Genomic DNA, 25264 nt, shown 5'->3' with positions numbered 1-25264 from the left:
TAGACATCGGGGAGGCGCCTCCGAGGCGAACCCGGCGACTAGTCCGATGGGCCGATTCTGCGGGGTGCGGCATACCGGCGGAGGGCGGGGGCGACGGGCCGGCCGCGGAGGAATTCCGCCACGCTGCCGGATTCGATTGCCTTGCTGTAGGTCTGCAGGGCACGTCGGGTCGCCTCGAGGGTGTGGGCGATGTCCGCCGGGGTGTGTGCTGCGGATGTGACGAATGATTGACCGAGCACCCCGCCCGACAGCAGTTCCTGTAGGAAGAGCGTGCGGAACTCCTGCGATGGTTGACGTTCGGGGTCTCGGGTGACGAAGACGAGGCAGGATGGCCTGCCGATCACTTGGACGTAGTCTGCGACACCCATCTCTGCTGCGGCTGCGTTGACACCATCGGCCAAGAGCTGTCCCGACTGCATCATGTGCGATATGGGGTCTTCGGTGGCGTAGACGTGAACGACCGCTCGGAAGGCCGCCAGCCCGGCGCACTCGGGGCCGTGCGTGGTCGACAGGAGAAACACACGCTCACGGTCCGTATTCAGGCCCCCTAGGTCCATGTACTCACGTTTACCGGCGAGGGCCGAGATCGGAAAGCCGTTGCCCATGGCCTTTCCCCAGCACGACAGGTCGGGTTCGACCGAGTAGACCGACTGTGCACCGCCGGCCGACCAGCGGAATCCGGTAATCATCTCATCGAAGATGAGTAGTGCGCCGTGTCGGTCACAGAGGGTGCGGACCCCCTGCAGGAAGCCAGGTTCCGGCTCCGCCGTTGCGGTGGCGGCTTCGAGGATGACACAGGCGATCTGACCGTGATTCGAGTCGAAAAGTGCGCTGAGCGAAGCGAGGTCGTTGTACGCGAAACCGGCGGATCTGGCGGCGACATCGGTGGGGACGCCACTGTTCATCGCGGTGGTACCGATGAACCAGTCGTCGACCGAGAAGAAGGGTTGATTGCAGATGGCCACCACATCTCGACCCGTCACCGCCCGTGCAAGGCGGACCGCGGCGGTGGTGACGTCCGACCCGTTCTTGGCGAACTTCACCATGTCCGCGGCGGGAACCAGTTCGAGGAAATCTTCCGCGGCATGCAGTTCGAGTTCGGTCGGCCGGCTGAAGTTCGTCCCATCGGCGATCGCCGCACACACGGCGTCCGTCACAGGACGGTAGCCGTGCCCCAACGTCACCGATCTCAGACCCATGCCGTATTCGACAAAACTGTTTCCGTCCGCATCCCATACGCGGGCGCCTGAACCGCGAACGAGAACGGGCGCCATGAAGTCCGGATACTGGTCGGGTCCGCGCGCATAGGTGTGCGCGCCGCCCGGGACCAATCTGTTCAGCCGGGACTGCAGTTCGTTGGAGCGTGTGAACGACCTGCGGGCTGAGCCGTCGTCGCGTGCAATCGACATAGCCGAACTCCGGGGTGTGGAGGGTGCAGTGCCTACAAGTGTGCGGTACTGTCGAGACGAGTCTCTCCCCGCTGGGGTGCACTCGCAAGTGGCGTCGATCGGAAATCTGTTCCCCGGCTGCATCTGACGAGACTGTTGTCGGCCCAGCGCTGCTGCGCGAGACTGGAGCCGTACTGGATATCTCTCCGGACCGTTCAAGGACAGTAATGGCGAACTATGAGGCCGACTCGACGGGCATCGACAGTTCGACTGTGCGTGTATTGATCGAGAACGGGGAGTACTGGCTTACCAATCGAGGTGACCTCGCCATCCTCGACGTCACCGTCCGGCGCCTGAGTGAGCGATGGCCGGGTGCGCGGCTCGGCGTTCTGACCTACGCACCGTCGTTGCTGCGCGCGTTCGCTCCCGCCGCCGAGCCGGTGACCTATCGACGTGGGAGCAGATGGTCACGATCCGGACCGTGGTGGCAGGTGCCAGCGTACGCCGGGCCCCGGTTGGTCGGCCCGGTCTCGGCGGGCTGGTGGGCTGTCTCTGATCGTCCACGGCACTACGCGCGCAAGGTCCGGGACTCCCTTCGCACACCGACCGCCGTGCCGGACGAAACCGGGCGAATTCCGCGCATTCCGATGGCCGTCCGCGATGCCTCACTGGTGCTCGCGATGGGCGGCGGCTACATGACCGACGTGGATCCCTACCAGGCTCACCGCACCCTCGATCTGCTCGAGCGTGCGGCTGACCTGCACATACCGACCGCGATGTGCGGACAGGGCATCGGACCGCTCACAGGAGAACACATACTCGCTCATGCCATGCGTGTCTTGCCGAAGGTCGACCTCATCGCGGTCCGAGAGCAAGAGCGAGGTCCCGCTCTCCTGCGGTCGCTCGGCGTGCCTTCCGAGCGGGTCGTGGTTACCGGGGACGACGCGGTGGAGTTGGCCTACGGCATGCAATCCGACACGATCGGGACCGACATCGGGGTTTGCCTTCGCGTGGCCGGATACTCCCCGGTCACGGACAGGGCGCAGGATGTCGTCGGCCGTGTGTTGAGGGGGTTCGCCGGCACGGTCGACGCTGGTCTCGTCCCGCTGATCGTCTCCGAATACGAGGCCGAAGATCGTCACTCGACGATGCCGTTGGTCGACGGGTTCCCGATCGTGAGACCCACGGTGGGGCGCTTCGCCAGTGCCCGGGACCTGGTGTCCGAGGTGGCGCGATGTCGTGTACTCGTCACCGGCGCATACCACGTTGCGGTTTTCGCTCTCGCCCAGGGAATTCCGGTTGTGGGCCTGTCGACTTCGCGCTATTACGACGACAAACTCGGTGGCCTGAGCGGGATGTTCCCCGGCGGTGTCGAGTTGGTTCAGCTCGCTGAGGACGGGCTCGACGAACGGCTCACGCGTGCGATTCACCGCATGTGGAGGGAGGCCCCGGGTCTGCGATCCGACCTGCGTGCGCAGGCACGCGCGCAGGTGTCTGCGAGCAAGCAGGCGTTCGAGCGAGTGTTCGCGCTCGTAGAGTCGGAACAGTCGCGCCGGGCTACGGAACGATAACGCGCCGTTCGTGTTTCGGGCGAATCGCGCGCCGCGAATGCGGTGGTCAGGGGGCCGTCAATGTTGGATGGTGTCGGGATGTGGGTCCCCCGTCTTCGGGGCGAGCGCCCACATTTCCGGCGTGATCGCCCACAGGTCGTGATCTCGACGGCGGCCGCCGACGTCGAGGAAGCTGGCCATTGTGCCCTCGCGTCTCAGGCCCATGCGCTCAGCACGCTTCGCAGCCGCAGCATTGTCCACACAGATGGGCGCGGTGACTCGGCGTAGTCCCAACGTACTGATCGCGTATTCCGCGAGTAGCACGCCCACACCTGCGCACACGCCCTTGCCCGTCACCCGGGCGTCGAGCCAGATGCCTAACTCTGCGGTCTTGGTGCGCACGTCGATACGCTCGAGATTGCATTGCCCCGCAAAGCGCCCGTCGATCTCGACCACCAGCGGCAGCGCTAATCCGGCACGGGCGGCTTTTCGTGACTGGAGGCATTCGTCCACCCAGATCGCCTCGGTGTGGCGCTCCGGCCAGCTCAGGGCAGAACTGACCCAGTACGGTTCGATCAGACGCTGATCTCGCAGCCGAATTTCCCGCCAGGCGGCTGCGTCGGACAGCCGAGGGGAACGGAGCGCCACCTCTTGTCCGGCGACGACTACCGGGCCGAGGCGTAAGGCCGGGGCCCGGCGTGCAAGATGAATCCGGCGGAGCGGCCGGAGGTGGAACCTGGCGGCCGCGACGACTGCAACTCTTGTTTTCGGAAGATCCAACGATCTCACCTCTGGCGAATGATGATACTCGGCCGCGTGTGCTAGTCGTCAAATATGAAAAATCCGCCAAAACCATACCGCAGGTACTCTTCTATGGAGTAAATTAATCTTGAGGTCGGGAAGATCGCTTAGTCGACATTTCGGGTCGGCGCCGTGGGTTGAACGATGGCGTGCCGAGCCGCCCGACATCTCAGCGGGGGCGCGCAATTCTCCGCAACCTGATGGTGGAGGGGCAGATGACCAGCACATTGAACGTCCAGCTCGAGCGCATTTGGCGCCGTCGCGTGTTGGTCGTCTTCGTTGCTGCACTGGCGGTTCTCGGAGCGGTCGTGGCGGCGAAGGAAGCCGGGACCAGCTATACGGGCAGGGCGGCGCTGATCGTCTCCTCGCCGGGCCGGGCCCCCGAGCAGGACGCAATCCTCGTGGTGGGGTATGTCGACTACTTCAACAACGGGCCCTACCAGGAGCGGATCCGGGCTCGCGCGGACGTTCCCGACGATGTGACCTTCGCCGCCAGCACGGCTGCTGCGAGTCCGATCCTCTACATCGACGCCACCGCGAACGATCCCAAGGTCGCGGCGTCCTCGGCAGCCGCAATGGCCGGGGCTTTCCGCGACGATGTCAACACCGTCAGGTTCGCAGGCAGAGCCGGCACCCTCGAAGAGCTCAGGCAACAGCTCGAGGAGCAACGTTCGTCCCCCGAAGCAGACCCCGTCGCAATGGCGCAGCTCCAGGACCGAATCACTGCGATCGAGTTGGACACGACGAACGAGCTGCAGGATCAGCAGCTCGCTGCGGGCGTCGCAGAGGAGAGCCCGTCTCTGGTACGGAACGCGGTACTCGGGCTGTTCGGCGGCCTGATACTCGGGTGCGTTGCCGCTCTCGCGCTGGATGCGGTGTCGAAACGCCTCACGACCGCCGACGACGTGCGTGCGAAGGTCGGCGTGGATACTCTGGTCGAGGTTCCGCGTGGTGGGAAACCTCGGGCGGAACAGCGTCGCGAGGCGCAATTCCGACGTTTGGCAAACATCGTCGGCTTAGCCGATCTTCCCCGCCCGGCAACGGTTGTGGTGACCGCGCCGCGGCGTACGGAGGGCGTTGCCCAGGTTGCGCGGGCAATTGCCGAGCACAGGGCGATCCAGGGCGAACGATCCTTGATTCTGCGGGCGGATCTGCACGGTTCCGAGAGCGCCACGAATACCGATGAAGTTCCGGGCGTTGCGGATTTCCTCGCTGAGGCCACCCCACCTGCGATCGCCGGGTTCATCCAGGAGGCGGTACCCGGCGAGATGCCGGAGATGCCGAGTGGAACGGGAAACGGTGATCCCTACGCGCTGTTCACCCGTGAGCGGTTCGGCAACCTGCTCCAACACGCCCACAGTATCGCCGACATGGTTGTCGTCGAGGCTCCGCCGATCACTGAAGCAGCTGAAGCGCAGGTGATCTGCGCGGCAGCAGACGCGGTAGTGCTGGTGGTCGAAAGGCGCCGCACGCGGGTCCCCGAAACGGTGGAGGCATGTCGGCTGCTCGGGCAGGTGGAGTCGAGATTGCTTGGTGCCGTCATCATCGATCCTCGATGCGCACGACGCAGTGCGCCGATCCCGCCATCGGCCGAGTCGGACGAGTCGGCCGAGCCGGCGGACTCGGACGAGTTGGAAACGGTCGACCTCGTGAAGGTCCGCGAGTCCGCTCCGGATCGAACCGCGCGTCCGTGACCTGATGACATGAGACGGACACCGAGCCTCGCCGACCCCGCCAGTGTCTCGTCCACGGGTGGATGGACCTCCCGATGGATGGTGGGCGCGGTGTTCCCCGTGGCTGTGCTCGTCGTGCTTGCAGCCGCCGCGAAGGTGCCGACTCAATTCGGTGTGCTCCTCTTGCTCGGCGCCGTCGGCAGTGTTCTCGTCTTCGCCGGGCTTCGCGATCCGGTGGTCGCTGTGCTCCTGCTGTTGGTCACCACGTTTCTCCGGGTCGCCCTACCCAGCATTCTGCCCGTGGATCCCTTCGTCCTGGCGTACCTCGGCGTTGTGGGCGCGTGGGCAATCTGGATTGCCCGGGGAATCAACCGCGCTCCGCGTCTGGGCGCCATCGAGTGTGCAATGGTTCTCTACGTCACCTGGAACGTGATGTCGATGTTCTCCTCGCACCAGTACGGCTCCGTAATCCCTCTGTCCGGCGCAGAACTCTCCGTACCGCGATTCGTACTTACCGGCACCATCATTCCGTTCACGGTGTTTCTCGTGGGGCGGTACACATTCGACCGGGCGTCTGCAGTCCGGCTACTTCTGTGGACGATCCTGTCGCTCGGCGCTTACTCGGCAGCGATGTGCATTCTGCAGTTTCATGGTCCGACCGCACTCGTCTGGCCACGCTACATAGTCGAGTCTCCGAGCTGGGAGGGGCGAGCCGTCGGCATCTTCGACCAGCCTGTGGTCAACGGCGTGGTGTTGACCCTCGGTTTCATCGTGGCGCTCCTTCTTGCCGCAACGCGCAGTGAACCCCGGTGGAGCAGGATTCTGGCCATCGCTATCGCGGTAGCGTGCGCATACGGCGTCTATCTCACCCACACGCGAGTCGTCTGGCTGGCATTCACTGTGGTGGTTTTGATTGGTGCGACGTTTGCCAAGGGATTTCGGACCGGGTTCGTCATGACCGGTGCGGTCATGACGGCCGCCGTGGCCATCAAGTGGTCGACCTTCACCAGCAGCGATCGGTCCGCGGGTGGCGTCGGATCACCCGACGAACTGCAGGATCGGCTCAACACTGCGGAGACGGCGATCTGGGCAGTCCAGGAAAAACCGTTGGCGGGGTGGGGGATCGGGCGCTTCACCGCGATGAACACGTACCATCACCAGAGGTGGGCGCCGGATGTGCCATGGATTCGCGGCTTCGGAATCGCGTCCCATTTCAATGAGCTAGGAATCGCGGCGGAACTGGGGCTGATCGGGTTGGTTCTGTGGCTCGCGGTGCTTCTTCTCCTCGCCAGTGGTCTCTTCCACGCATTCCGGGTGCTGCCGGCCGACGGCCTGTGCGGGAGGCGTCTCGCGCTGGTGGCGATGATGGCCTTCGTTGTGCTGGTGATCGCGGGCCTCACGGTAGATCTACGGTTCTTCGACTTTCCGAACGCGGTCGTGATGCTGCTCGTCGGAATCGTAATCGGCTGGGCAGAGCGGGCTCCCGCGGACCAGATGACACCGGATCCGCCTCGACGCGCGACTGACTCGGTCCCAGCACAGGAACCAACATGAAGCGGCAGCGGGCCCTGTGGGCATCTACCAGCACGTCCACCCGGGGCGGCGTGGCAAGCTTCGTCCGAACGATGCAAGGCACTCCGCTGTGGGAGTTGTGGAACGTTCGCCATGTCAGCACTCACCGGAACGGGACGGTCGCGACGAAAATCGTGGTGTTCGCGACAGGGCTGGGTGCGTTCGTGGCTGCTCTGGTTCGCGACCGGCCGGATGTGGTACATCTTCATACCTCCGTCGCCGGCAGCTTCATCCGGAAGGTGATCCTCGCCTGGATATGTCGAATCTTCCGGGTGCCGATCGTGATGCACGTGCACGGTTCCGATTTCCATCAGTTCTACAGCCGATCGCCGCGCCCATTTCAGGCGATCGTCCGCGCCACCCTCACCGGTGCGGACGTGGTGGTGGCGCTCGGCGACTGCTGGGTGGAGCGCCTCGAGCGGATTGCGCCACAGGCACGGATCGTCTCTGTTCCCAACGCGGTCCGGCCTTGCCGTCCGGTACGGCAGCCGTCCGGAAGTGAACAGGTGCACGTGCTGTTCCTCGGCTGCATCGGCGATCGCAAGGGGACTTTCACGTTGCTCGACGCGTGGGCGAAGATGGTCGGCGACGGAGGCGAGCGTGCGCGACTGACGATCGCCGGTGACGGCGAAGTGCAGCGCGCGCGGGACAGGGTCGACGAGCTGTCGGTGGGATCCACCGTCACGGTGCTCGGATGGATCGATCCGGCTCGGGTGCCCGAATTGTTGGCGAGCTCCCACGTACTGGCCCTGCCCTCGCGCAACGAGGGCCAGCCGATGGCGATACTCGAGGCGATGGCCCACGGTCTGTGTGTTGTCGCCAGCGCCGTGGGGGGCATCCCCGAACTGATCGACGACCGTTGTGGGGTGCTGGTTCCGGTCGACGACGTGGACGCACTCGCGCAAGCCTTGCGTCACGTGGTCTACGACGACGATGCCCGCACCCGCATCGGAGCGCAGGCGTTGGAGCGCATCCGGGCCGAATTCGACGTCGACGTCGTGTGGCGCCGTTTCGATGCCCTTTACCAGGAGGTGCGGCGGTGACGGCCGATCGCCCACTGCGGGTGTTGCATGTGGTGCCGGACCTCCGCGTCGGGGGAGCGGAGCGGCACGCTGCAACGCTGTTTCCCCGACTGGACCGAGAACGGTTCGAGCCCAGCGTCATCTGCATCGGAAGCGAGGGCGAACTGTATCCGGCCCTGGCGGCCGGTGCTGTTCCCGCCCTGGCGTTGGGACGAACGAAGTTGCAGGCGGTCGGTGCCCTTTGGGACCTCGTGCGTGAGACGCGCAGGATTTCCCCGGACATCATGATCGTGCGCGGCTTCAACGCCGAGACTCTCGGCCGTGTCGCGGCTGTCCTGGCCCGAGTTCCACGGACGGTCGTATGGGTTCACAACTGCGGTGAGACCACCACGAGGAGTGTCCTTCGGCGGTTCGCCGACCGCGCACTCGGCCCGGTCACGAGCGCGTATTTCGGTGTGGCGAAGGCGCAAGTTTCCTATCTGGTCGGCGATCTGCACATCCCGCCGGGCAAGATCCGAATAATCCACAACGGGGTGGATCCCGCAGCGTTCGATCCGAGTGGAGATCGGGCGGCGATCGCGGAGTTCGGGATCGGGCCGCTCGACCGAGTGGTGGGGATACTTGCCGCGCTGCGGCCCGAGAAGGACCACGCCACGCTGCTGCACGCGGCACGGCTGGTCATCGACGAGCTGCCGGCCGCGAAGTTCCTGGTGGTCGGAGACGGGCCGATGAGAGGCGAGCTGGAACAGCTGGCCAGTGAGCTGGGCATCGCCGACCATGTGGTCTTCACCGGGTCTCGTCACGACGTGAAAGATTTGCTCGGAGGGATGGACGTCTTCGTCCTGAGCTCGTACAGCGTGGAATGTTTTCCGATGGCGCTGCTCGAGGCAATGGCCGCGGGTCGGCCGGCGGTCTGTACCGCGGTGGGCGGCGTCCCGGAGATGATCACGGAGGGGGTGACCGGATTTCTCGTGCCCCCGCGTTCGCCGCGTGCGCTCGCCGAGAAGCTGCTCCGAGTGCTGTCGGAGCCGAAGAAATCCCGGGAAATGGGCCTCGCGGCGCGGACGCGAGTCGAGTCCGAGTTCAGCCTGCGCGCAAGCGTCGCCGAGAGCGAACTCGCGCTCGAGGAGGTGGCGGGGCGACTCCCACCTCGTTCGACGAGGCCGATCCGGCTCAGTCTGGTGTTGGACTTGACGTTCGTCGGGGGTGTCGAACTCCTGATGCTGGAACTGTTCCGGAACTTCGATCCACGGGTCGTACGACCACGTCTGATCTGTCTGCGCGAGGCCGGGCCCCTCGGCGAGGAGTTCCGGAGGGCAGGATTCGAGGTCGAAGTGCTGGGGCGTACGGGGCGCTACGACGTGCGAACCCTGCCACGGTTGATCCGCAGCCTGCGACGCGATCGCACGGACGTGGTGCTGGTCACTCATCATCATCGAGCGGCACTGGCGCTGGGGCGAATTGCGGCAAGGCTGGCGGGAGCGCGTGCCAACATCGTCGCCGCTCACGACATGGACCTGACGTCGGTCGGCAAGCGCTGCCTGCCGCGCTCCACGGTGGAAACGTTGTGGCTGTCCGACGCGCTCGTCCTGCTCGCCCCTCGGCAAGGCGAGTACCTGCGCCGAGAGGAGGGTGTTGGGCGCTTCGCCTGGCGACGCACCCGCGAGGTGGTGATTCCGAACGGGATCGTGCTGCCTCCGCTGCCGCGAAACACCGACTCCGAGCTTGCCAGGGCCGCATTCGGTCTCGACCCGCGGGACTTCATCGTCGGTATCGTCGGTCGCCTCAGCGATCAGAAGGCGCACCAGATGCTCTTCGAAGCGATTTCTTCCGTGGCGGAGTCTGATGTGCGGGTGCGGCTGGTCGTGATCGGCGGCGGCGAACGTGAGGCCGAGTTACGCACTCTTGCGGATGAACTCGGGATTGCCGGCCGCACACGCTTCATGGGCGTTCGACGGGACGTGCGACAACTCCTGCCGGGGCTCGACGTGTCCTGTCTGTCGTCGGTGCACGAGGGAGTGCCGATCATCGCGATCGAGTCCATGGCCGCGGGCGTGCCGCTCGTGGTCACCGACTGCGGTTGCCTGCGAGACATGGTCACCGATGGTGAACAGGGCTACGTGGTGCCGGTCGGAGATGCGCATGCGATGGCGCAGCGGCTCCTCGCCCTGGCCGCGGACCCGGGGCTGCGCACTCGGCAGGGGTTGTCGGGGCGTGCACGGGTGGAACAGCAGTTCCGGATCGAAGACACGGCGCGAGGATTCGAGCGTCTGCTCACCGAAGTGGTGGAGGTGTGATGAGTCGGCACATTCTGATTCTGGTAGAGAACCTTTCGGTACCGTTCGACCGCCGGGTGTGGCAGGAGAGCACTGCGTTGGTGGAGGCCGGCTATCGCGTCACAGTGATCTGCCCGATGGGGACCACCCAGGACAGGGAGCCGGACGTCACGATCGACGGGGTCCGCATTCTCCGCTACCCCCTGCGTGCCGCGGAGGGTGGGCCGTTGGGCTATCTGCGGGAGTACGGGCTGGCGTTGTGGCACACCACGCGGCTCGCTCTTCGGGTGCGCCGACAAGATCGGGTCGATGCCGTCCACGCCTGCAATCCGCCCGACCTGCTGTTCCTCGTCGCTGCGCTGCTTCGCCCGGTCGGCGCCAAGTTCGTGTTCGACCACCACGATCTCGTGCCCGAACTCTTCCTGTCCCGGTTTCCCCGAGGCGGCCAGGTCCTCTACTGGGCGACCAGACTCCTGGAACGGCTCACACTGGCCGCCGCCGACGCTGTCATCTCGACGAACGAGAGCTATCGGCGGGTTGCACTCGAGCGCGGTCATCTGGCGCCGGAGCGGGTTACCGTCGTCCGGAGTGCGCCCGATCTGAGTCGATTCGTCCGCCGAGACCCCGATCCGAGCCTGAGGCGCGGCAAGCGGTATCTCGCGGCATACCTGGGGGTGATGGGTCCGCAGGACGGCGTCGACTATGCGTTACGCGCCCTCGCTCACCTGCGGGACGGCCTCGGCCGGGACGACCTCCACTGCATATTCATGGGCGCGGGGGACGCCTTCGAAGACATGGTCGCCCTCAGCGAGAAGCTCGGGCTCACGGACACGGTCGAATTCACCGGCCGGGTCCCCGACGAGTTCGTGCAGCGGTGTCTGTCGACCGCCGACGTCTGTCTTGCGCCTGACCCACGAAACCCGTTGAACGATGTGTCGACGATGAACAAGGTCGTCGAGTACATGGCGATGGGGCGGCCACTCGTCTCGTTCGAACTCGTCGAGTCGCGAGTATCGGCGGGGGAGTCCGCTGTCTACGCCCCGGCCAATGACGAATCGGCCTTCGCGGCTGGGATCGACGAGCTGTTACGGGACTCCCGGAAACGTCACAGGATGGGCGAACTGGGCCGGGCTCGGGTGGAGCAGCAGCTGTCGTGGGAGACGTCGCGCCGGGCACTCATCGACTTCTACGCGCGGCTCTTCGCGGTCGAGCGGGTGATGCGATGAGAGACCGGATGCGGTTACGGGTTCTCGCGCAAGAGCACGAGACCGTCGCTCGGCTGGAGGGTCACCGACGTGACGGTGGCCCCGTTGTTGGTGCTCGGATCCAGGCTGCCGTGAAGTCGCCGAAAGGGTGTCTCGAGCTGCACTTCCCGGGCTTTGCCATCGGTGTTCAGCAGGACGATGCCGTGCTCGAAGTCGCGACGGAAGAGGCCGTGGCCCAGCGACCCGACCCCGTCCGCATACGGATCGTTCAGGGCGGCCGGCGACGGGTTGGCCACCAGGGGGTGCCCGAGGTACCCCGAGCCGAGTCCGCCACCGTCCATCTCGTCGAAGTAGGCCGGCTCGTCGTAGTCGGCGCCCATCGGGGCCCAGAATCCGTCCTGGAGCAACGTCGCCGCCAGGAAGTACCGGGCACGCTGGAAGTCCGGTGCCGAATGCGGTGCGGGACCGAGCCTGTCGATCGTCATCGCCAGGCCGGGCATGCGATGGTCCCCCTCGGCAGTCAGACTGGCATACTGCTCGATGTCGAACATAGGATTCCGGTCGGCGCGGGGGTCTGCGAATTTCTCCCACGCCCGGCCGTCCAGTTGTTGCGCCAGCAGCGTCCGGTCTCCGTTCGCGATCAGGATGGCGTCCGGAATTCGTTGCCGGATGATCTGTTCGGCCAGGTTCACGCCACGCTCCCAGGGGTTTCCGAACCCGTAGATCGCGTCGTCCGGTTCGTCGGTGCCATCGGAATCGATGTCCCAGTGATCTCGGTTCGCACTGTAGATCCGGTCGCCCCAGACGTCGAGGAAGATACCGTCCCACACCCCCGCAGACCAGACGTCGTCGACCACCCAGTTCGCGGCGTACTCGGCAAAGACCTGGCCGTTGATCCGTGGCGCCTGGTCGGTGAGGTTGGTCATCGTCGACTCCGGCCACTCGCTGACCGGCGCACCGTCCATGGTGTGCGCCAGCCAGGAATCCGGGAACGCACTTTCGCCGTTCTGGTCGTACTGCCACAACGCGTATCGGTTGGCCCAGTACGCCTCCGAGCCGAGTTGATCGGGATGGTCGACCACATTCACGTAGGCGAACAACCGGAGGCGCGGGTTCGCGTGACGGAGTTCGTCGAAGTACTCGCGCGGCTTCCGGTTCGCCCATTCGTTGTCGATGACTACCACGTCATATCGGGCGAGCTCGTCGACGGACGGAAGTTCCTGCTGATTGAGGAAGTACGTTGCCGTCCTGGGGAACGTGAGGGAGTGCGGATCGCCGGGCGCGGGCGCCGGCGCCGGCGCTGGCGCTGGCGCCTGAGGTTCTTCCACGGGCGTAGAGCACGCGGCGATCAGTCCGACGGCTGCAATGGCCGCCGTCAGGGCGAACCGGAAGCGGCCGAACCGCCGGAAGGCGAGAATGCCGGGCACCGAGTCAGCTTGACACGCCCGACGGCACCTTGTCACCTGCCGCACGAGGTTCTCGTATTCGCAAGGAGGACGCCGTGAGTCAACTCCTCTGGCGCGTACGCCGATTGCGGACGATGGGACCGCGCGAGGTGGCGTGGCGTGCGAGTCGGGCCGGTCGGAGCCTGCTTCCGCTCAGCGGGCGCGGCGAGACGACCGACTCCGAGTTGCTGGGGACGCCGGAACCGGACTGGGACGCCGCATTGGCGAGATTCCGGGAATGCGTCGGCCGGCCGGCACTTCTGGACCGCGACCGGGCCGCCGATATCGCCCGTGCACATCCGGCCGCGGTCGGGCAGGTGATCGCGGCCGCCGAGCGTGTGGCCTGCGGGCGATTTTCGTACTTCGGTCACCCCGAAGTGACGCTGCCGGAGCCGATCGACTGGCACTACGACCCGCTTTCGAAAGTGGGCTGGCCCGTCGTGCCCGCATCCCGAATCAACCACCGCACGGCGGACGGTGATCCGAAGTGGATCTGGGAGCTCAATCGACTCCAGCATCTGCCCTGGCTCGCCGAGGCGTGGTTGTTCACCGGTGAGGAGCGATTCAGTGACGCGGCGTTTCGTCAACTCGACTCGTGGATCGAACAGAATCCATCGGGCCTCGGCATCGGATGGCGTGGTGCATTCGAGGCGGGCGTGCGCTCGATCTCGATCGCGGTGGCACTACAGGGGCTGCGGGATTCGCCCGGGTTGACGACCACGAGGTTCCGGGCTGTCGTCCGTCTGCTCGCCGAGTCTGCCCGTCGCTGCTGGGACGAGCGTTCGCAGTTCAGCTCGGCCAACAACCACCTCGTCGGGGAAATGGCCGGCGTCGCCACAGTGGCGATTCTTCTGCCGGAGCTGGCCGGCGCCGAGTCCTGGGAGGAGGACGCGATCCGTGTGCTGTCCGCCGAGGCAGCCCGGCAGATCTTGCCCGACGGCGCAGGCGCCGAGCAGTCGGTGGGATACCAGATCTTCACGTCGGAACTGCTGCTCACCGTGGCCGCGTTGCTGACGCTTCGTGACGGTCGACCACCGCCGGAGTTGACCGCCGCCGTCGACCGGAGCGCGGACTTCATCGCAGCACTCGTCGGTGATCGTGACCCGGCGCCACGCTACGGAGACGACGACGAGGGTTTCGCGCTCCGGCTCGGCGCCGAGCCGGTGCGCACGGTCCGAGATCATCTCGGCACGGTCGCCGCGGTGACCCGCAACGCGTCGGCACGCCGGGTGGGCGGCACGACGCTGTCGGCGGCCTGGATGAACTACGCTCGCACAGAACCTGTTTCCGGATCGGAGGCCGTCCCAGAACCCGGTCCTCGCAGCTTCTTCGCTCCGGACGGCGGCCTGGTGGTGCTGCGCGCCGGATCGCGGCGGCTGACTATGGACGTCGGCCCGCTGGGATACCTCTCGCTCGCCGCACACGGGCACGCCGACGCCCTCGCAGTGACGTTGAGCATCGACGGTGAGGACGTCATCGGCGATCCCGGCACCGGCAGCTACTACAGGCACCCGGACTGGCGCGCTGCTCATCGGGGCACTCGCGCTCACGCGACCGTGTGTGTCGACGGCCTGGACCAATCGGTTGTCGGCGGGCCGTTTCTGTGGACGGAGCATGCCCGCGTACGGGTGCGGTCGGTCGACCTCGAGCGCAGCGTCGTCGATGCCGAACACAGCGGCTACGGGAGACTCTCGAAGCCGGTGGTGCATCGGAGGTGGCTCATCGCGCCGCCGGATCGGGGCAGCGTCCTCGTCGTCGATCTCATCGCAGGCCGAGGCCGCCACGAGGTGCGCACGTCGTGGCCGCTGTCGCCGTCGCTGGAGGTCACACCGGTCGACGGGGGTCACCTCGCCAGCCGAAATGGGGAGCCGATTCTCCAGTTGGTCCACGCCGCCAGCACTGAGCTGATTCCGTACGAGGTACGGGGCGACGCCCGGCACGGCCTCGGTTGGTGGTCGTGTCGGCTGGAATCGAGAGAGCCGTCATGGTTGGTCGGCGGATGCTGTGCCGGCGAAGTGCCGGTAGCGGTCGCTACCGTGCTCAACCCGATGGACGAGCGCGGCGCGTGGGCCGAAGACCTCACCCTTGCTGTTCGCGATGGGTCCCTCGCCGTGAGATGGCGAGATGGGGATGCGTTAAATCGAGTAACAATCAACTGCGCGATCGGAACCACAGCTAAAAACGGGGACGTAGTATGGAATACGCTGCACTAGCAAACCTTGAGATCCCTACTGGTTTTGGCGGTTGAGATGAGCGCGACCGAATTGTATGTACGTCCATCGGAGCGTCGGATGGCCCTGAGCGTCTTCGGGCTGGGGTATGTCGGATGTGTTTCCGCGGCATGCCTGGCATCCCGGGGTTTCCCCGTGGTCGGGGTCGACGTCAATTCCTCGAAGATCGAATTTCTGCGCCGAGGCCAGACCCCGGTCTTCGAAGAGCGGATCGGCCAGCTGATCGCCGAGGTCGTGGAATCAGGCTTGCTCACCGTCAGTGACGACCCCGCCCGCGCTGTCCTCGACAGCGACGTCACGATGGTCTGTGTCGGCACCCCGTCCGCGCCGGGGGGAGGACTGGCCACCCGCTATCTCGAACGTGCGACCGACGAGATTGGCGCCGCCCTGGCCACCAAGGACAGTTTCCACGTCGTCGTCTACCGCAGCACCATGGTTCCGGGTACCTGCGAGGAGATACTCATCCCGCGACTGGAACGCGCATCGGGCAAGCGGGTGGGAGTCGACTTCGGCGTCTGCGTCAACCCCGAGTTCCTGCGCGAAGGCAGCAGTGTGCGCGACTTCCTCAATCCGCCCAAGACGGTGGTCGGGGAAAGCGACGAACGCAGCGGGAGGCAGGTCATGGGTCTGTACGACGGGCTCGGTGGACCGCGGTTCCGCGTTCCGATCCCGGTCGCCGAGATGGTCAAGTACGTCGACAACAGTTTCCACGCCCTGAAAGTGGGGTTCGGCAACGAAATCGGAGCCATCTGCGCGTCTCTGGGACTCGACTCACACGCCGTGATGGACATCTTCCTCGCCGACACGAAACTGAATCTCAGTGCCGCCTATCTGCGTCCGGGATTCGCGTTCGGCGGATCGTGTCTGCCGAAGGACGTGCGCGCGCTGATGCATACCGCGCGAGTCCATGACGTCGAAGTGCCGGTGCTGGCGAACGTGCTGGTGTCGAACGAGATGCACCTGCGGCGGGCAGTGGACCAGGTGATCGCATTGGGTAAGCGCAGGATCGGCATCTTCGGTCTGTCGTTCAAACCCGGCACGGACGATCTGCGGGAGAGCCCGATGGTCGAGCTGGCCGAAAGGCTCATCGGCAAGGGCTACGACGTCAAGATCTGCGATGCGAATGTCGCACTGTCCAGGCTGTTGGGTGCGAACCGCGAATTCATCGAGGAACTGCTGCCGCACATCGGTCAGGTTCTCACCGATGATGTCGATGCAGTTCTCGACCACGCGGAGGTGCTCATCGCCGGGTCCAGGGAGCCCTCGGTGGTGGCGGCGGTCAACCGGGCGGGCGCGCAGCACACGGTGGTCGACCTCGTCAGACTCCCGGGCGCCGAGGAGCGGCGCCGGCGCGAAGGTTACGTGGGTTTGGGGTGGTAACGGTGAGCGTGTCGCGACCCCTTCCTGCATTCAGCTTTCTGACCACCGCGTACCGGACCGAGCCGTACCTGGTGCAGACGATCGAGTCGGTGCGCGGCCAGACCCGTACCGACTGGGAGTTGATCGTCGTCGACAACGGACGCTCCGACGAGATCGCGGCGATAGTCCGGTCCTACGCATCCGACAGCCGAATCAGACTGGTGAGACAAGAGAATCGTGGATACGAGGGGGGCGTGACGGCTGCGGCCGCGCTGGCGCGCGGACAGTACTTCTGCGTGCTCGACAGCGACGATCTGCTGATGCCGGACTTCTGTGCGCGCACCGGGACGGTGCTCGCCGCCGACCGGGGCATCGACGCGGTGGGCTGTGACGCCTTCCTGTTCGACGACCACGGTGGCACACACAAGGGATACCTACGCTCTATCGGCTTCCGGACACGACCGCACCCTGGGCACCCTCTCACGCTGACCGACATGCTCGCGGGGTACATCCCCTACTACACGGGCGCGGTTCGGCGCGAGGCGTGGAGTGCTGTATGCGGGTACGAGCACGCGACACAGGAAGTCGAGGCGGACGTGGTCATGTGGCTGCGGCTCGTCGCCTCCGGATTCGACGTGCGAATACTCCCCGAGCGCCTCGCGCGCTGCCGGGTCCGGAAGGACTCGGTATCGCGCGACCCCGCCGGAGTCGAGGCGTTCGATCGGCGCATTCAACGGTCGTTCCAGACGGTGGTGCATTCCACGAGCCGGGCCGAGGACCTGGACGCGCTACGGACGAACCTGCAGCGGTTGCGGTATCACCAGGCGATGCGGCAGGCTCGACGGTCTCTCCTGGAAGGAGACCTGGTCGCGGCGCGTGTCGAGGCGAAAGCGGCGTTCGCGCAGCGGCACACGCTCCGCGCAGCCCTGGTGGCCTGCTCGTTGTTCCTCTTCCCTCAGACGATGCGCAGGCTGCATCCGCTCAAGCAACGGGCGACCGCTGCTCTCGGACACACGATCGGTCGGCGTAGCGAATCCGTGAGTCGGCTGTGAACGATGGCGGCGCAGTGGGTTCGTCGACACCCGGGCGCGCCCCCGAGCGCGATGACGCGGGATCTGTACCGGCGCCCGAGACCGTCCCGGTCGGCACTCTGAGCGGAAAGCTGCGCCGCGGAGCGGCGATGGCAGCGGCCGGTCTGCTGATCGTGCAGGGTGTGACGTTCGTGCAGACGTTGGTGCTGGCGCGATTGCTGAGTCCCGAGATCGTCGGCGTGTTCGCGGCGGGCACGGTGATGACCACCTTTCTGGTGGTCGTCACCCACGGTACGTTGGCCCAGGCACTCGTTCAGCGCGAGCACGACGTCGAAAATGCGGCCACAACGGTGTTCTGGGTGACGCTGGGCACCGGGATCCTCATGAGCCTGGTCATGTTGGCGGCATCTCCATTGATCGGACGCATATTCAACAGCCCGGCGGTCGGGACCGTGGCCGCTGCCATGTCGGGGTCGATGTTGTTGATCGCGATCACGTCCGTCCCGGATGCCCTGATGCAGCGCCGTTTCCAGTTCAAGCGCCGGATCATCGTGGATCCCGCCGTCGGGATCACCTTTGCAGCGGGTTCGATTGTCTTCGCCGCCCTGGGGTACGGAGTCTGGTCCCTGGTGATCGGCTCGTATTCGTCGATGCTCGTGTGGATCGTCGCGAGTTGGTGGCTGTCCCGATGGCATCCGTTCGGTGGGCGGTTCTCGATTCGGCTCTGGCGTGAGATGGCGGTCTTCTCCTTTCCGCTGTTGCTGGACGGCGCGGCCGCCAGGGCTCAGGAGGTCGTCGAGTTGACGATCATCGGTCGCGGGCTGAGCGAGGCTGCGCTCGGCAACTACCGCTACGGCCGCAGGATCGCGTTGCTCCCCGGCATGGCGATCGTCCAGGTCTGCTCGTACGTGCTGTTTCCCGCCTTCGCTCGTATCTCCGCCGACTCTCAGCGGTTCAAGGACGCCTTCCTGCGTGCTCTGAGCTGGATCTGGCGGGTGGCGATGCCGGCCGGGGCACTGATGGTCGCCGTCGGTGAGCCCGCCGTCGTGGTGCTGCTCGGCGAGCCCTGGCGCGGTGCCGGAGTGGCGGTGGCATCGATGTCGGGCTTCGGACTCGGCGTGGCGATGAACTCGGTGAGCGCGGAGGCGATGAAGGGCGCCGGCCGATCCAGCCGTATGAATTGGATGACCGCAGCGGGCTTGCTGACCGGGGTCCCGTTGCTGCTGCTGTTGCTACCTCTCGGGCTCGCCGGGGTCGGTCTCGCGGTTTCGGGGGCGGCGATCGTCGTGGGGATCACCGGGCTCGGACTCGCACGCTCGGTGGTCGGGGCATCGGGCGGTGAGATAGCCCGGGTGATGGCCCCACCGGTGATCGCCTCGCTTGCGGCGTTCGCGGTGATCGCGCCGCTCGAACGGTACGTGGTGCAGTCGGACCAGCGGTCGATCGCAGTCGGACTCGCGGCGATCGCCCTGGAGTGTGTCGCGTTCCTGATCGCCTACCTGCTGACCCTTCGGCTGGTCGCACCGTCCGTCTTCGCGGAGATACGGGAGGCCGTCCGCTCGGTCGGTGGCCGCGTCGCACGAGCCGTGAGAGGGGAACGCTAGGTGCGCCGGACGGCTCGATGGTTGCGCTGGATGTTCATCTGCGTGGTTGCGGCCGTTCTCACCGCGACGGCAGCGTGTGTGCCGACATATGTCGAACCCCAACTCGACGAGCTGCACCGAGCCGATGCGATCCTCGTCCTCGGCGGCCCCGGACACGAGCGGTATACGTACGGACTCGACCTCGCGCTCGAGGGGCTCGCCGGGAATGTGGTGCTGTCCGATCCGAGCGGTGGATCCGACAAGTGGCTCGCTCGACTTTGCGCGGCGCAGTTCGCGTTTGCCCTTGTGTGCTTCGATCCCGACCCCGCGACCACCGCCGGGGAAGCGAAGGCGTTCCGCGATCTCGCGACCGCCGGCGGGTGGAACAGCGTCATCGTGGTCACGTTCACACCACACGTGTCACGGGCTCGGTACATCATTCAACGCTGCTTCGGTGGGGACGTCATGATGGCGGCCAGCCCGGCGGACATCTCGACCGCCGATTGGGTGTGGCAGAGCGGCTATCAGACGGCAGGGTACGTGCGGAGCGTGTTCCAGCCAGGCTGCTGACCTCCATGAGCAAGTGCGTGATCGGCGTCCGGCCGGTCCCCGTCGGCAATGTCCACCACCCATTTGCCGGTCAACCCCGGAAGCTGCGACTGCACCTCCGGGAGCAGGTCGGCGATTGTCAGCAGCACCACGTCGGGGTCGTCCGCGAGCAGCTGCGCAGGGGAGATGATCGGGACGTCGGTGCCGGGCATCCGGCGGCCCTGTTTCGTGGGGGACGCGTCGGCTACCGCGCACAACACGCGATGGTCGACTCCCGCCCGGCTGAACAAGGCCACCGCCCGGGACGCCGCGCCGTATGCGTAGACCCGTTGTCCGCGACCGGCCATCGTGGCGAGCCAGGTATGCAGCGCACCGGCGTGACCGTCCGCAGCCTGCTGGAGGGTCCGGAGTGTTCGCGGCTCGCACACCCCCAGGGCGTTTTCAGCCGCAAGGATGTTGCGGACGGTGTGCGATGTGTCCGAGCGGACTCCGTGCCGCGCGGCAATCAGGACGGTGCCGCCGTAGAGGTCGAACTCCCACGCGTGCGACACGCTCATCCCCACGTCCGTGAGCATCCGCTGCAGCGCGGTCAACGAGTAGTACGCATAGTGACCGTGCCGCAGCGCGTTCCACTGGCGGTGTGTGACTATCGTAGCGAGAGAGTGGAATTGGAGCAGAAGGACACCGTCACTTGCCGTCGCGTTCACTCGTTCCCGCAGTGCCGACCGCTGGCAGGCCTCGTGCATGAGGCCGAAGCAGTCGAGGACGACCGAGGCACGTCTCCCCGGGGGCGGCGGGCAGAATCCGCGCGACGCGAGCAGTCCGAGCCAGCTACCGCCGTGCGGGCTGCCGAACTCGAGTACGGTGTCACCGTCGAGGAAACCCGACACCGCGACCGTCCGAACGGCGTCGGCAGCCTGCTTCCGCAACGCCAGCGGCTCGACGCCGTGCGGCTCCTCGGGCGTCGTGTCGTCCTCCGCGAGTTGCGCGAGGCCGCACCGTCGGCACAACTCCATTGCCAGCGGATGCGCCGACTCGCACGAGTCGATCGCCGACCACTCCGGCGGGAAATGGTCCGCAGCAGGCGTGCACCCGAGGTCGAGCACCCGCACCGTGTCGGATCCGGCACATCCGCGGCAGATCATCGTGGCCACCCTGACTTCCGGAAATGCCGGATCCGCCCACGACGATGCGGCACGATGGTGACGTGCGCGTGGAAAACACGGAACTCGAGGACGTCCTGCTCTTCACTCCCGAGCCGTTTCGGGACGGGCGGGGACTCTTCACGCGGACGTTCGATGCGCAGATCTTCGACGACGCCGTCGCGCGCCGGGCGTGCTCGGGCCGGCCGGTCCGTGCCGCGGACTTCGTGCAGGACTCGCAGTCGCGATCGGTGCGCGGCGTGATCCGCGGTATGCACTGCAGATCGGGAGATGGCGAGGCCAAGCTCGTGCGTTGCGCGCGGGGAGCGATATACGACGTGCTCGTGGACGTGCGGCGAACGTCGACGACCTTCGGCCGGAAGCAGGCGTTCAGACTCGATGACGTCAGCTTCTCGCATCTGTTCGTGCCACCGGGATTCCTTCACGGTTTTCAGGCAATCACCGACTGCGACGTCTGTTACCGGATCGACCGCGGCCACGATCCGACCGAAGATCTCGCCGTGGCCTACGACGATCCCAGCCTGGGGATCGAGTGGCCGCTCCCGGTGTCCGCTGTGAGCCCACGCGATGCCTCGGCGGGAAGCTGGGAGGCTCTGCTGCGGTGTCTCTGACGACCGCGAGATGCCGATGTCAGCCATGTCCGGCCCCGACACGGAGAAACCGGAGTGACTCGTCGAGCACGCCCGAGGCCCGCAGCGTCTGCAAGTGAGCCAATCGGGTGAATCGCGTGGTGAACAGTTCCTCGGTGAGCCCCCACCGCACGTAGTTCTCGTACAGTTCGACCGCGCCGTCGGCGACGGTCCACTGCGGTGTGTATCCGTCGAGCGCCGTCCGGATCGCGCTGAAGTCGACTCGATACGACCGCGGATCCGGGCCAGTCTCTCCGGTGACGGCGACGGTCGAGTCGGGCACAGCCGCCGCGGCGGCTTCCGCGATCTGCGCCACGGTGACGTTGTTGGTCTCCGTGCCCACGTTGTAGGCGCGGCAGTGAACAGCGTCCACAGGCGCGACGAGTGCGGCGCAGAATGCAGTGGCGATGTCGCGGGCATGTACGAGCGGACGCCATGGTGTGCCGTCCGACAGCACACGCACAGTGCCGGTGAGCATCGCGACGCCGACGAGGTTGTTGAGAACGATGTCGGCGCGAAGGCAGGGCGAGAACCCGAACGCGGTAGCGTTTCGCAGAAAGACCGGCGAGAACCCCGAGTCGGCGAGGGCGGTCACGTCTTCCTCTACGCGCACCTTGCTCTCCGCGTACGGGGTGAGTGGGCGCAGGGGAGCGTTCTCCGTCACGAGTTCATCGCCTGCCGAGCCGTACACCGAGCACGTCGATGCGTACAGGAAACGTTGTACTCCGGCATCTTTCGCAAGTCGAGCGAGGCGTACCGACGCGTGATGGTTGATGGCGTAGGTGATTTCGGGGGCGAGCGAACCCAGCGGGTCGTTCGACAGCGCGGCGAGATGGATCACCGCGTCGAATCCGAGGAGATGTGACTGCTGCACATCGCGCAGGTCGACATCGATCGACGGCACGTCCACCGGAGCGGGACCGAGAATACAGCCGGCGAACAGTCCCGAGTCGAGCCCGACCACGTCGTGACCGGCGCCGAGCAGACACGAAGCCATGACCGTGCCCAGGTAGCCACGGTGTCCGGTGAGGAGTACTCGCATGTCAGGTCCTTCCGAATCGGATGGCCGCCTTCTCGAGAACGAAGGCTTCGGCGTGCATCCGGCGGCACTGGACACCCCGTAGCCGGGTGACGCCCAGGAATGCTTCCTGGTCGAACCAGTCGCGGTCGACCTGGGACGGGTAGTGCTTCAGGAGAAGCCGGGCCTTTTCCTCCGCCACCGCTCGTATCAAAGGGTGGAAGACGGTGGGTTGGGGGGTGTCCGCCTCCCACTTGAGGATCTCGTATCCCAACACGAGATGGTCCCGAAACACGGTCGGTACGAGTTCGGCCAGTAACCGGTGATCCTGGTGAGCGTCCCCGCGGTGCGGTGCGAACACGATGTCGGGCTCGCATCGTCGCCGGAATCCCTCGAGTGCAGTCTTGATCGGCTCCCAGTATCCGGGCGCGTGGCCGTCGGGAACGTCGAGGACATCGAGTTCGAGGTCGGCTCCGGGGCACAGCGCGGTGAGCGCGTGCCGTTCCTCTATCTCTCGCCGGGAGTCGTCACCCGACAACACCAGGGCACGCACCCGGAGTCCTGGCGACATGGACGCCAAAGTCAGCAGCGTCCCGCCCATACCGATCGCGATGTCGTCGCAGTGCGCACCGAGAACGGCGATCTCGGCGACACGCAGAGCATGGAGGTCGAGCATGGGCTATGACACCGCCTCCGGTTGCTCCCACACCATCCACGGATGGATGCCCTTTGCGTAGTTCGCGTCGAGTTCCGCCCGCTCCTTGAACGTGTCGGCCGGCTTCCAGAACCCTTCGTGGCGGTATCCGAACAGCCGGCCCTCGCCCGCCAGGGTTTCGCAGACATCCGCGACCAGATCGCCACCCGGTGGGAGAAGTTCGAAGATCTCGTCGCTGAGGACGAAATACCCGCCGTTCTCCCAGACTGGTAGCCGGCTGACCGGAATGATCTCTTTGACCTCACCGTTGTCGGCCACATTCACGCAGTGGAACGACGACTGCGGCGGGACGACGAGCATCGACGCCGCGGCACCGGATTCGTGGAACTTCGCGACCACGTCGTCGAGGGGAGCGTCGGTCAGGACGTCCGCGTAGTTCGCGAGGAAATGCTCGTCGCCGTCCAGGTGCTGCCGCACGCGCCGCAGTCGTTCACCGATCGCCGATTCCAGACCCGTGTCGACGAACGTGATGGACCAGTCGCTGATGTCGGAATGCAGTAGCTCGATCTTGTTGGCGTGAAGAACGAAGTCGTTGGACTCCGCTTCGCGGTAGTCGAGGAAGAACTCTTTGATGGCCTCGGCGCCGTACCCGAGACAGAGGATGAACTCCTTGTGCCCGAAATGGGCGTAGTAGTGCATCACGTGCCACAGCAGCGGCCGAGGGCCGACCATCTGCATCGGCTTGGGGATGGCGTCGTTGCGGTCGTTACGCATCCGCATGCCGTAGCCGCCGCAGAACAGGACAACCTTCATGTCGTGAGCCTCCTTGCCGCGCTGTCGGGTTGAAATGTCGCGCTGTGTAGGGAGGGGAGCGGGAAGACGAGCTCACCGCCCCACTCGGTGATGTATCGCAATTGTTCGGTCAGTTCCGCTTCGAGATTCCACGGCAGCGCGAGGACGACGTCGGGACGATCCTTCTCGATCTGCTTCGGGTCGAGAATCGGAATCCGGGTGCCTGGCGTGAAACGGCCATGCTTATAGGGATTCCGGTCGACTGTGTATTCGAGGAGGTCGGGACGAATTCCGCAGTAATTCAGCAGTGTGTTGCCCTTGCCGGGAGCGCCGTAGCCGACGACGGTCCTGTTCTGGGCTCGGCAGGCGAGAAGGAACCCGAGTAACTGTTGTCGAGTGGCTCTGGCCTTCAGTTCGAGTCGGCCGTATCCTTCGGCGTCGTGCAGGCCGGCTTCTTCCTCCTGCTTCAACACGTCGGCGACACGCTGTGTGGGCACCGCGCCCGCAGTGTCGGGACGCGCCCAGATCCGGATCGAGCCGCCGTGTGTTTCCAGCAGTTCCACGTCGACGACCGAGAGGCCGGCCGTGGCGAGCGCACGCGTCGCGGAGAGGAGTGTGTAGTACTGGAAATGTTCGTGATAGACCGTGTCGAATTGCGCGAGGACGATCAGATTCAGGGCATGGTGCACCTCGATACTCAGCCTGCCGTCGTCGGCAACGAGGGTACGCAGAGCGCGAGTGAACCCGCGGAGGTCGGGGATGTGCGCGTACACGTTGTTGGCAACCACGAGGTCTGCCGGCCCGTGCTCCGCGCGGACGTGCGCGGCCAGTTCCTCGTCGAGAAATGCCGTGAGAGTGGGAACTCCTCGTTCACGCGCGGCCGCACCGACGTTGTGCGAAGGTTCGATTCCGACGCAGCGGATCCCGGCGTCGACCGCGTGCTGCAGCAGGTAGCCGTCGTTGCTCGCGACCTCGACGATCAACGAGCGCCCATCGAGGCCGAGTTGCGACACCGAAGAGTGGACGAATCGGCGTGCGTGCTCGACCCATGAGTCCGAGTAGGACGAGTAGTAGGCATAGTCGGTGAAGGTGTCTTGCGGAGAGATCAGGGCCGGAATCTGAAGCAGGAGGCAGTCCTCGCAGATGCGTAGGTGCAGCGGGTAGTTCGTCTCGGGGGCGTCCAGGCCCTGTTCGGTCAAGAAGAGCTCGCACGGCGGCGTCGCTCCCAGATCCAGGACGCTTCGCAAGCGATCGGAGTCGCACAGTCGGCAGCGCACGGGCAGTCTCCCCTCGTCACCGAGACCTGGAGGCCGCTGCGCGTG

At 65.8% G+C, this 25264-nt stretch carries 20 protein-coding genes; 12 read left to right on the top strand and 8 right to left on the bottom strand.

From position 1 onward, the window contains the following. Positions 1-38 precede the first annotated feature (38 nt). Positions 39-1409 (bottom strand): glutamate-1-semialdehyde 2,1-aminomutase, encoded by a 1371-nt coding sequence (locus tag CJ179_RS08520; RefSeq protein ID WP_072940992.1) that lies wholly within the window; start codon positions 1407-1409, stop codon positions 39-41. Between the two features lie 206 nt (positions 1410-1615). On the opposite strand from CJ179_RS08520, the gene CJ179_RS08515 reads away from it, so the two are divergent. Continuing rightward, a complete protein-coding gene (locus CJ179_RS08515) occupies positions 1616-2959 on the top strand; it encodes a polysaccharide pyruvyl transferase family protein (RefSeq protein WP_072940989.1) in 1344 nt (447 codons plus the stop codon). 57 nt (positions 2960-3016) lie between these two features. Here CJ179_RS08515 and CJ179_RS08510 read toward each other — a convergent pair whose 3' ends face one another. Then, on the bottom strand, positions 3017-3718 hold the full coding sequence (locus CJ179_RS08510; protein WP_095861427.1) for a GNAT family N-acetyltransferase: 702 nt from the start codon (positions 3716-3718) through the stop codon (positions 3017-3019). A 236-nt stretch (positions 3719-3954) separates the two neighbouring features. Here CJ179_RS08510 and CJ179_RS08505 point away from each other — a divergent pair, with 236 nt between their 5' ends. The 5 genes from CJ179_RS08505 to CJ179_RS08485 are packed head-to-tail and all read left to right on the top strand — an operon-like array spanning position 3955 to position 11508. Next, positions 3955-5433: a hypothetical protein gene (locus CJ179_RS08505; protein ID WP_095861183.1), complete on the top strand. Its 1479-nt coding sequence runs from the start codon at positions 3955-3957 to the stop codon at positions 5431-5433. Positions 5434-5442: 9 nt separating this feature from the next. Next, complete coding sequence (locus CJ179_RS08500; RefSeq protein WP_143548879.1) at positions 5443-6966, top strand: O-antigen ligase; 1524 nt, start codon at positions 5443-5445, stop codon at positions 6964-6966. Then, positions 6963-8027 (top strand): glycosyltransferase family 4 protein, encoded by a 1065-nt coding sequence (locus CJ179_RS08495; RefSeq protein WP_095861181.1) that lies wholly within the window; start codon positions 6963-6965, stop codon positions 8025-8027. The genes CJ179_RS08500 and CJ179_RS08495 overlap by 4 nt, the downstream gene beginning before the upstream one ends. After that, positions 8024-10303, top strand: coding sequence for a glycosyltransferase (locus CJ179_RS08490; RefSeq protein ID WP_241031524.1), 2280 nt, complete (start codon positions 8024-8026; stop codon positions 10301-10303). Before CJ179_RS08495 ends, CJ179_RS08490 begins: the two co-directional genes overlap by 4 nt. After that, a complete protein-coding gene (locus CJ179_RS08485; RefSeq protein ID WP_095861180.1) occupies positions 10303-11508 on the top strand; it encodes a glycosyltransferase family 4 protein in 1206 nt (401 codons plus the stop codon). The genes CJ179_RS08490 and CJ179_RS08485 overlap by 1 nt, the downstream gene beginning before the upstream one ends. A 14-nt stretch (positions 11509-11522) precedes the next feature. On the opposite strand, the gene CJ179_RS08480 is transcribed toward CJ179_RS08485, so the two are convergent. Next, on the bottom strand, positions 11523-12914 hold the full coding sequence (locus CJ179_RS08480) for a putative glycoside hydrolase (protein WP_241031525.1): 1392 nt from the start codon (positions 12912-12914) through the stop codon (positions 11523-11525). 74 nt (positions 12915-12988) lie between these two features. On the opposite strand from CJ179_RS08480, the gene CJ179_RS08475 reads away from it, so the two are divergent. The 5 genes from CJ179_RS08475 to CJ179_RS08455 all read left to right on the top strand — a co-directional run bounded on the left by CJ179_RS08475 (position 12989) and on the right by CJ179_RS08455 (position 19706). Next, on the top strand, positions 12989-15145 hold the full coding sequence (locus tag CJ179_RS08475) for an alginate lyase family protein (protein WP_241031526.1): 2157 nt from the start codon (positions 12989-12991) through the stop codon (positions 15143-15145). 78 nt (positions 15146-15223) lie between these two features. Next, on the top strand, positions 15224-16543 hold the full coding sequence (locus tag CJ179_RS08470; RefSeq protein ID WP_072940966.1) for a nucleotide sugar dehydrogenase: 1320 nt from the start codon (positions 15224-15226) through the stop codon (positions 16541-16543). A 2-nt stretch (positions 16544-16545) separates the two neighbouring features. After that, a complete protein-coding gene (locus CJ179_RS08465) occupies positions 16546-17574 on the top strand; it encodes a glycosyltransferase family 2 protein (RefSeq protein ID WP_095861178.1) in 1029 nt (342 codons plus the stop codon). A gap of 14 nt (positions 17575-17588) precedes the next feature. After that, the gene (locus tag CJ179_RS08460) at positions 17589-19157 is read left to right on the top strand and encodes an oligosaccharide flippase family protein (RefSeq protein WP_241031527.1); all 1569 of its coding nucleotides are present in this window, start codon (positions 17589-17591) and stop codon (positions 19155-19157) included. Continuing rightward, on the top strand, positions 19158-19706 hold the full coding sequence (locus tag CJ179_RS08455; RefSeq protein WP_241031528.1) for a YdcF family protein: 549 nt from the start codon (positions 19158-19160) through the stop codon (positions 19704-19706). Here the strand turns inward: CJ179_RS08455 and CJ179_RS08450 are convergent. Next, the gene (locus CJ179_RS08450) at positions 19661-20830 is read right to left on the bottom strand and encodes a transferase (RefSeq protein ID WP_095861424.1); all 1170 of its coding nucleotides are present in this window, start codon (positions 20828-20830) and stop codon (positions 19661-19663) included. The two genes, CJ179_RS08455 and CJ179_RS08450, sit on opposite strands and share 46 nt — an antisense overlap. Before the next feature lie 62 nt (positions 20831-20892). Between CJ179_RS08450 and CJ179_RS08445 the strand changes: the two genes are divergently transcribed. After that, the gene (locus CJ179_RS08445; RefSeq protein WP_095861423.1) at positions 20893-21459 is read left to right on the top strand and encodes a dTDP-4-dehydrorhamnose 3,5-epimerase family protein; all 567 of its coding nucleotides are present in this window, start codon (positions 20893-20895) and stop codon (positions 21457-21459) included. Between the two features lie 19 nt (positions 21460-21478). Here CJ179_RS08445 and CJ179_RS08440 read toward each other — a convergent pair whose 3' ends face one another. The 4 genes from CJ179_RS08440 to CJ179_RS08425 are packed head-to-tail and all read right to left on the bottom strand — an operon-like array spanning position 21479 to position 25219. After that, a complete protein-coding gene (locus CJ179_RS08440) occupies positions 21479-22519 on the bottom strand; it encodes an NAD(P)-dependent oxidoreductase (RefSeq protein WP_095861177.1) in 1041 nt (346 codons plus the stop codon). A 1-nt stretch (position 22520) separates the two neighbouring features. After that, complete coding sequence (locus tag CJ179_RS08435) at positions 22521-23171, bottom strand: PIG-L deacetylase family protein (RefSeq protein ID WP_072940958.1); 651 nt, start codon at positions 23169-23171, stop codon at positions 22521-22523. Between the two features lie 3 nt (positions 23172-23174). Then, entirely contained in the window at positions 23175-23963 is a 789-nt protein-coding gene (locus CJ179_RS08430) for a glucose-1-phosphate cytidylyltransferase (RefSeq protein ID WP_095861176.1), read from the bottom strand. Next, a complete protein-coding gene (locus tag CJ179_RS08425) occupies positions 23960-25219 on the bottom strand; it encodes a class I SAM-dependent methyltransferase (protein WP_095861175.1) in 1260 nt (419 codons plus the stop codon). The genes CJ179_RS08430 and CJ179_RS08425 overlap by 4 nt, the downstream gene beginning before the upstream one ends. Positions 25220-25264: the final 45 nt, after the last annotated feature.

It is taken from the genome of Rhodococcus sp. ACS1 (assembly GCF_002300155.1).
Lineage (GTDB): Bacteria > Actinomycetota > Actinomycetes > Mycobacteriales > Mycobacteriaceae > Rhodococcus_F > Rhodococcus_F koreensis.
This window is presented reverse-complemented; position numbering and strand designations above follow the sequence as displayed.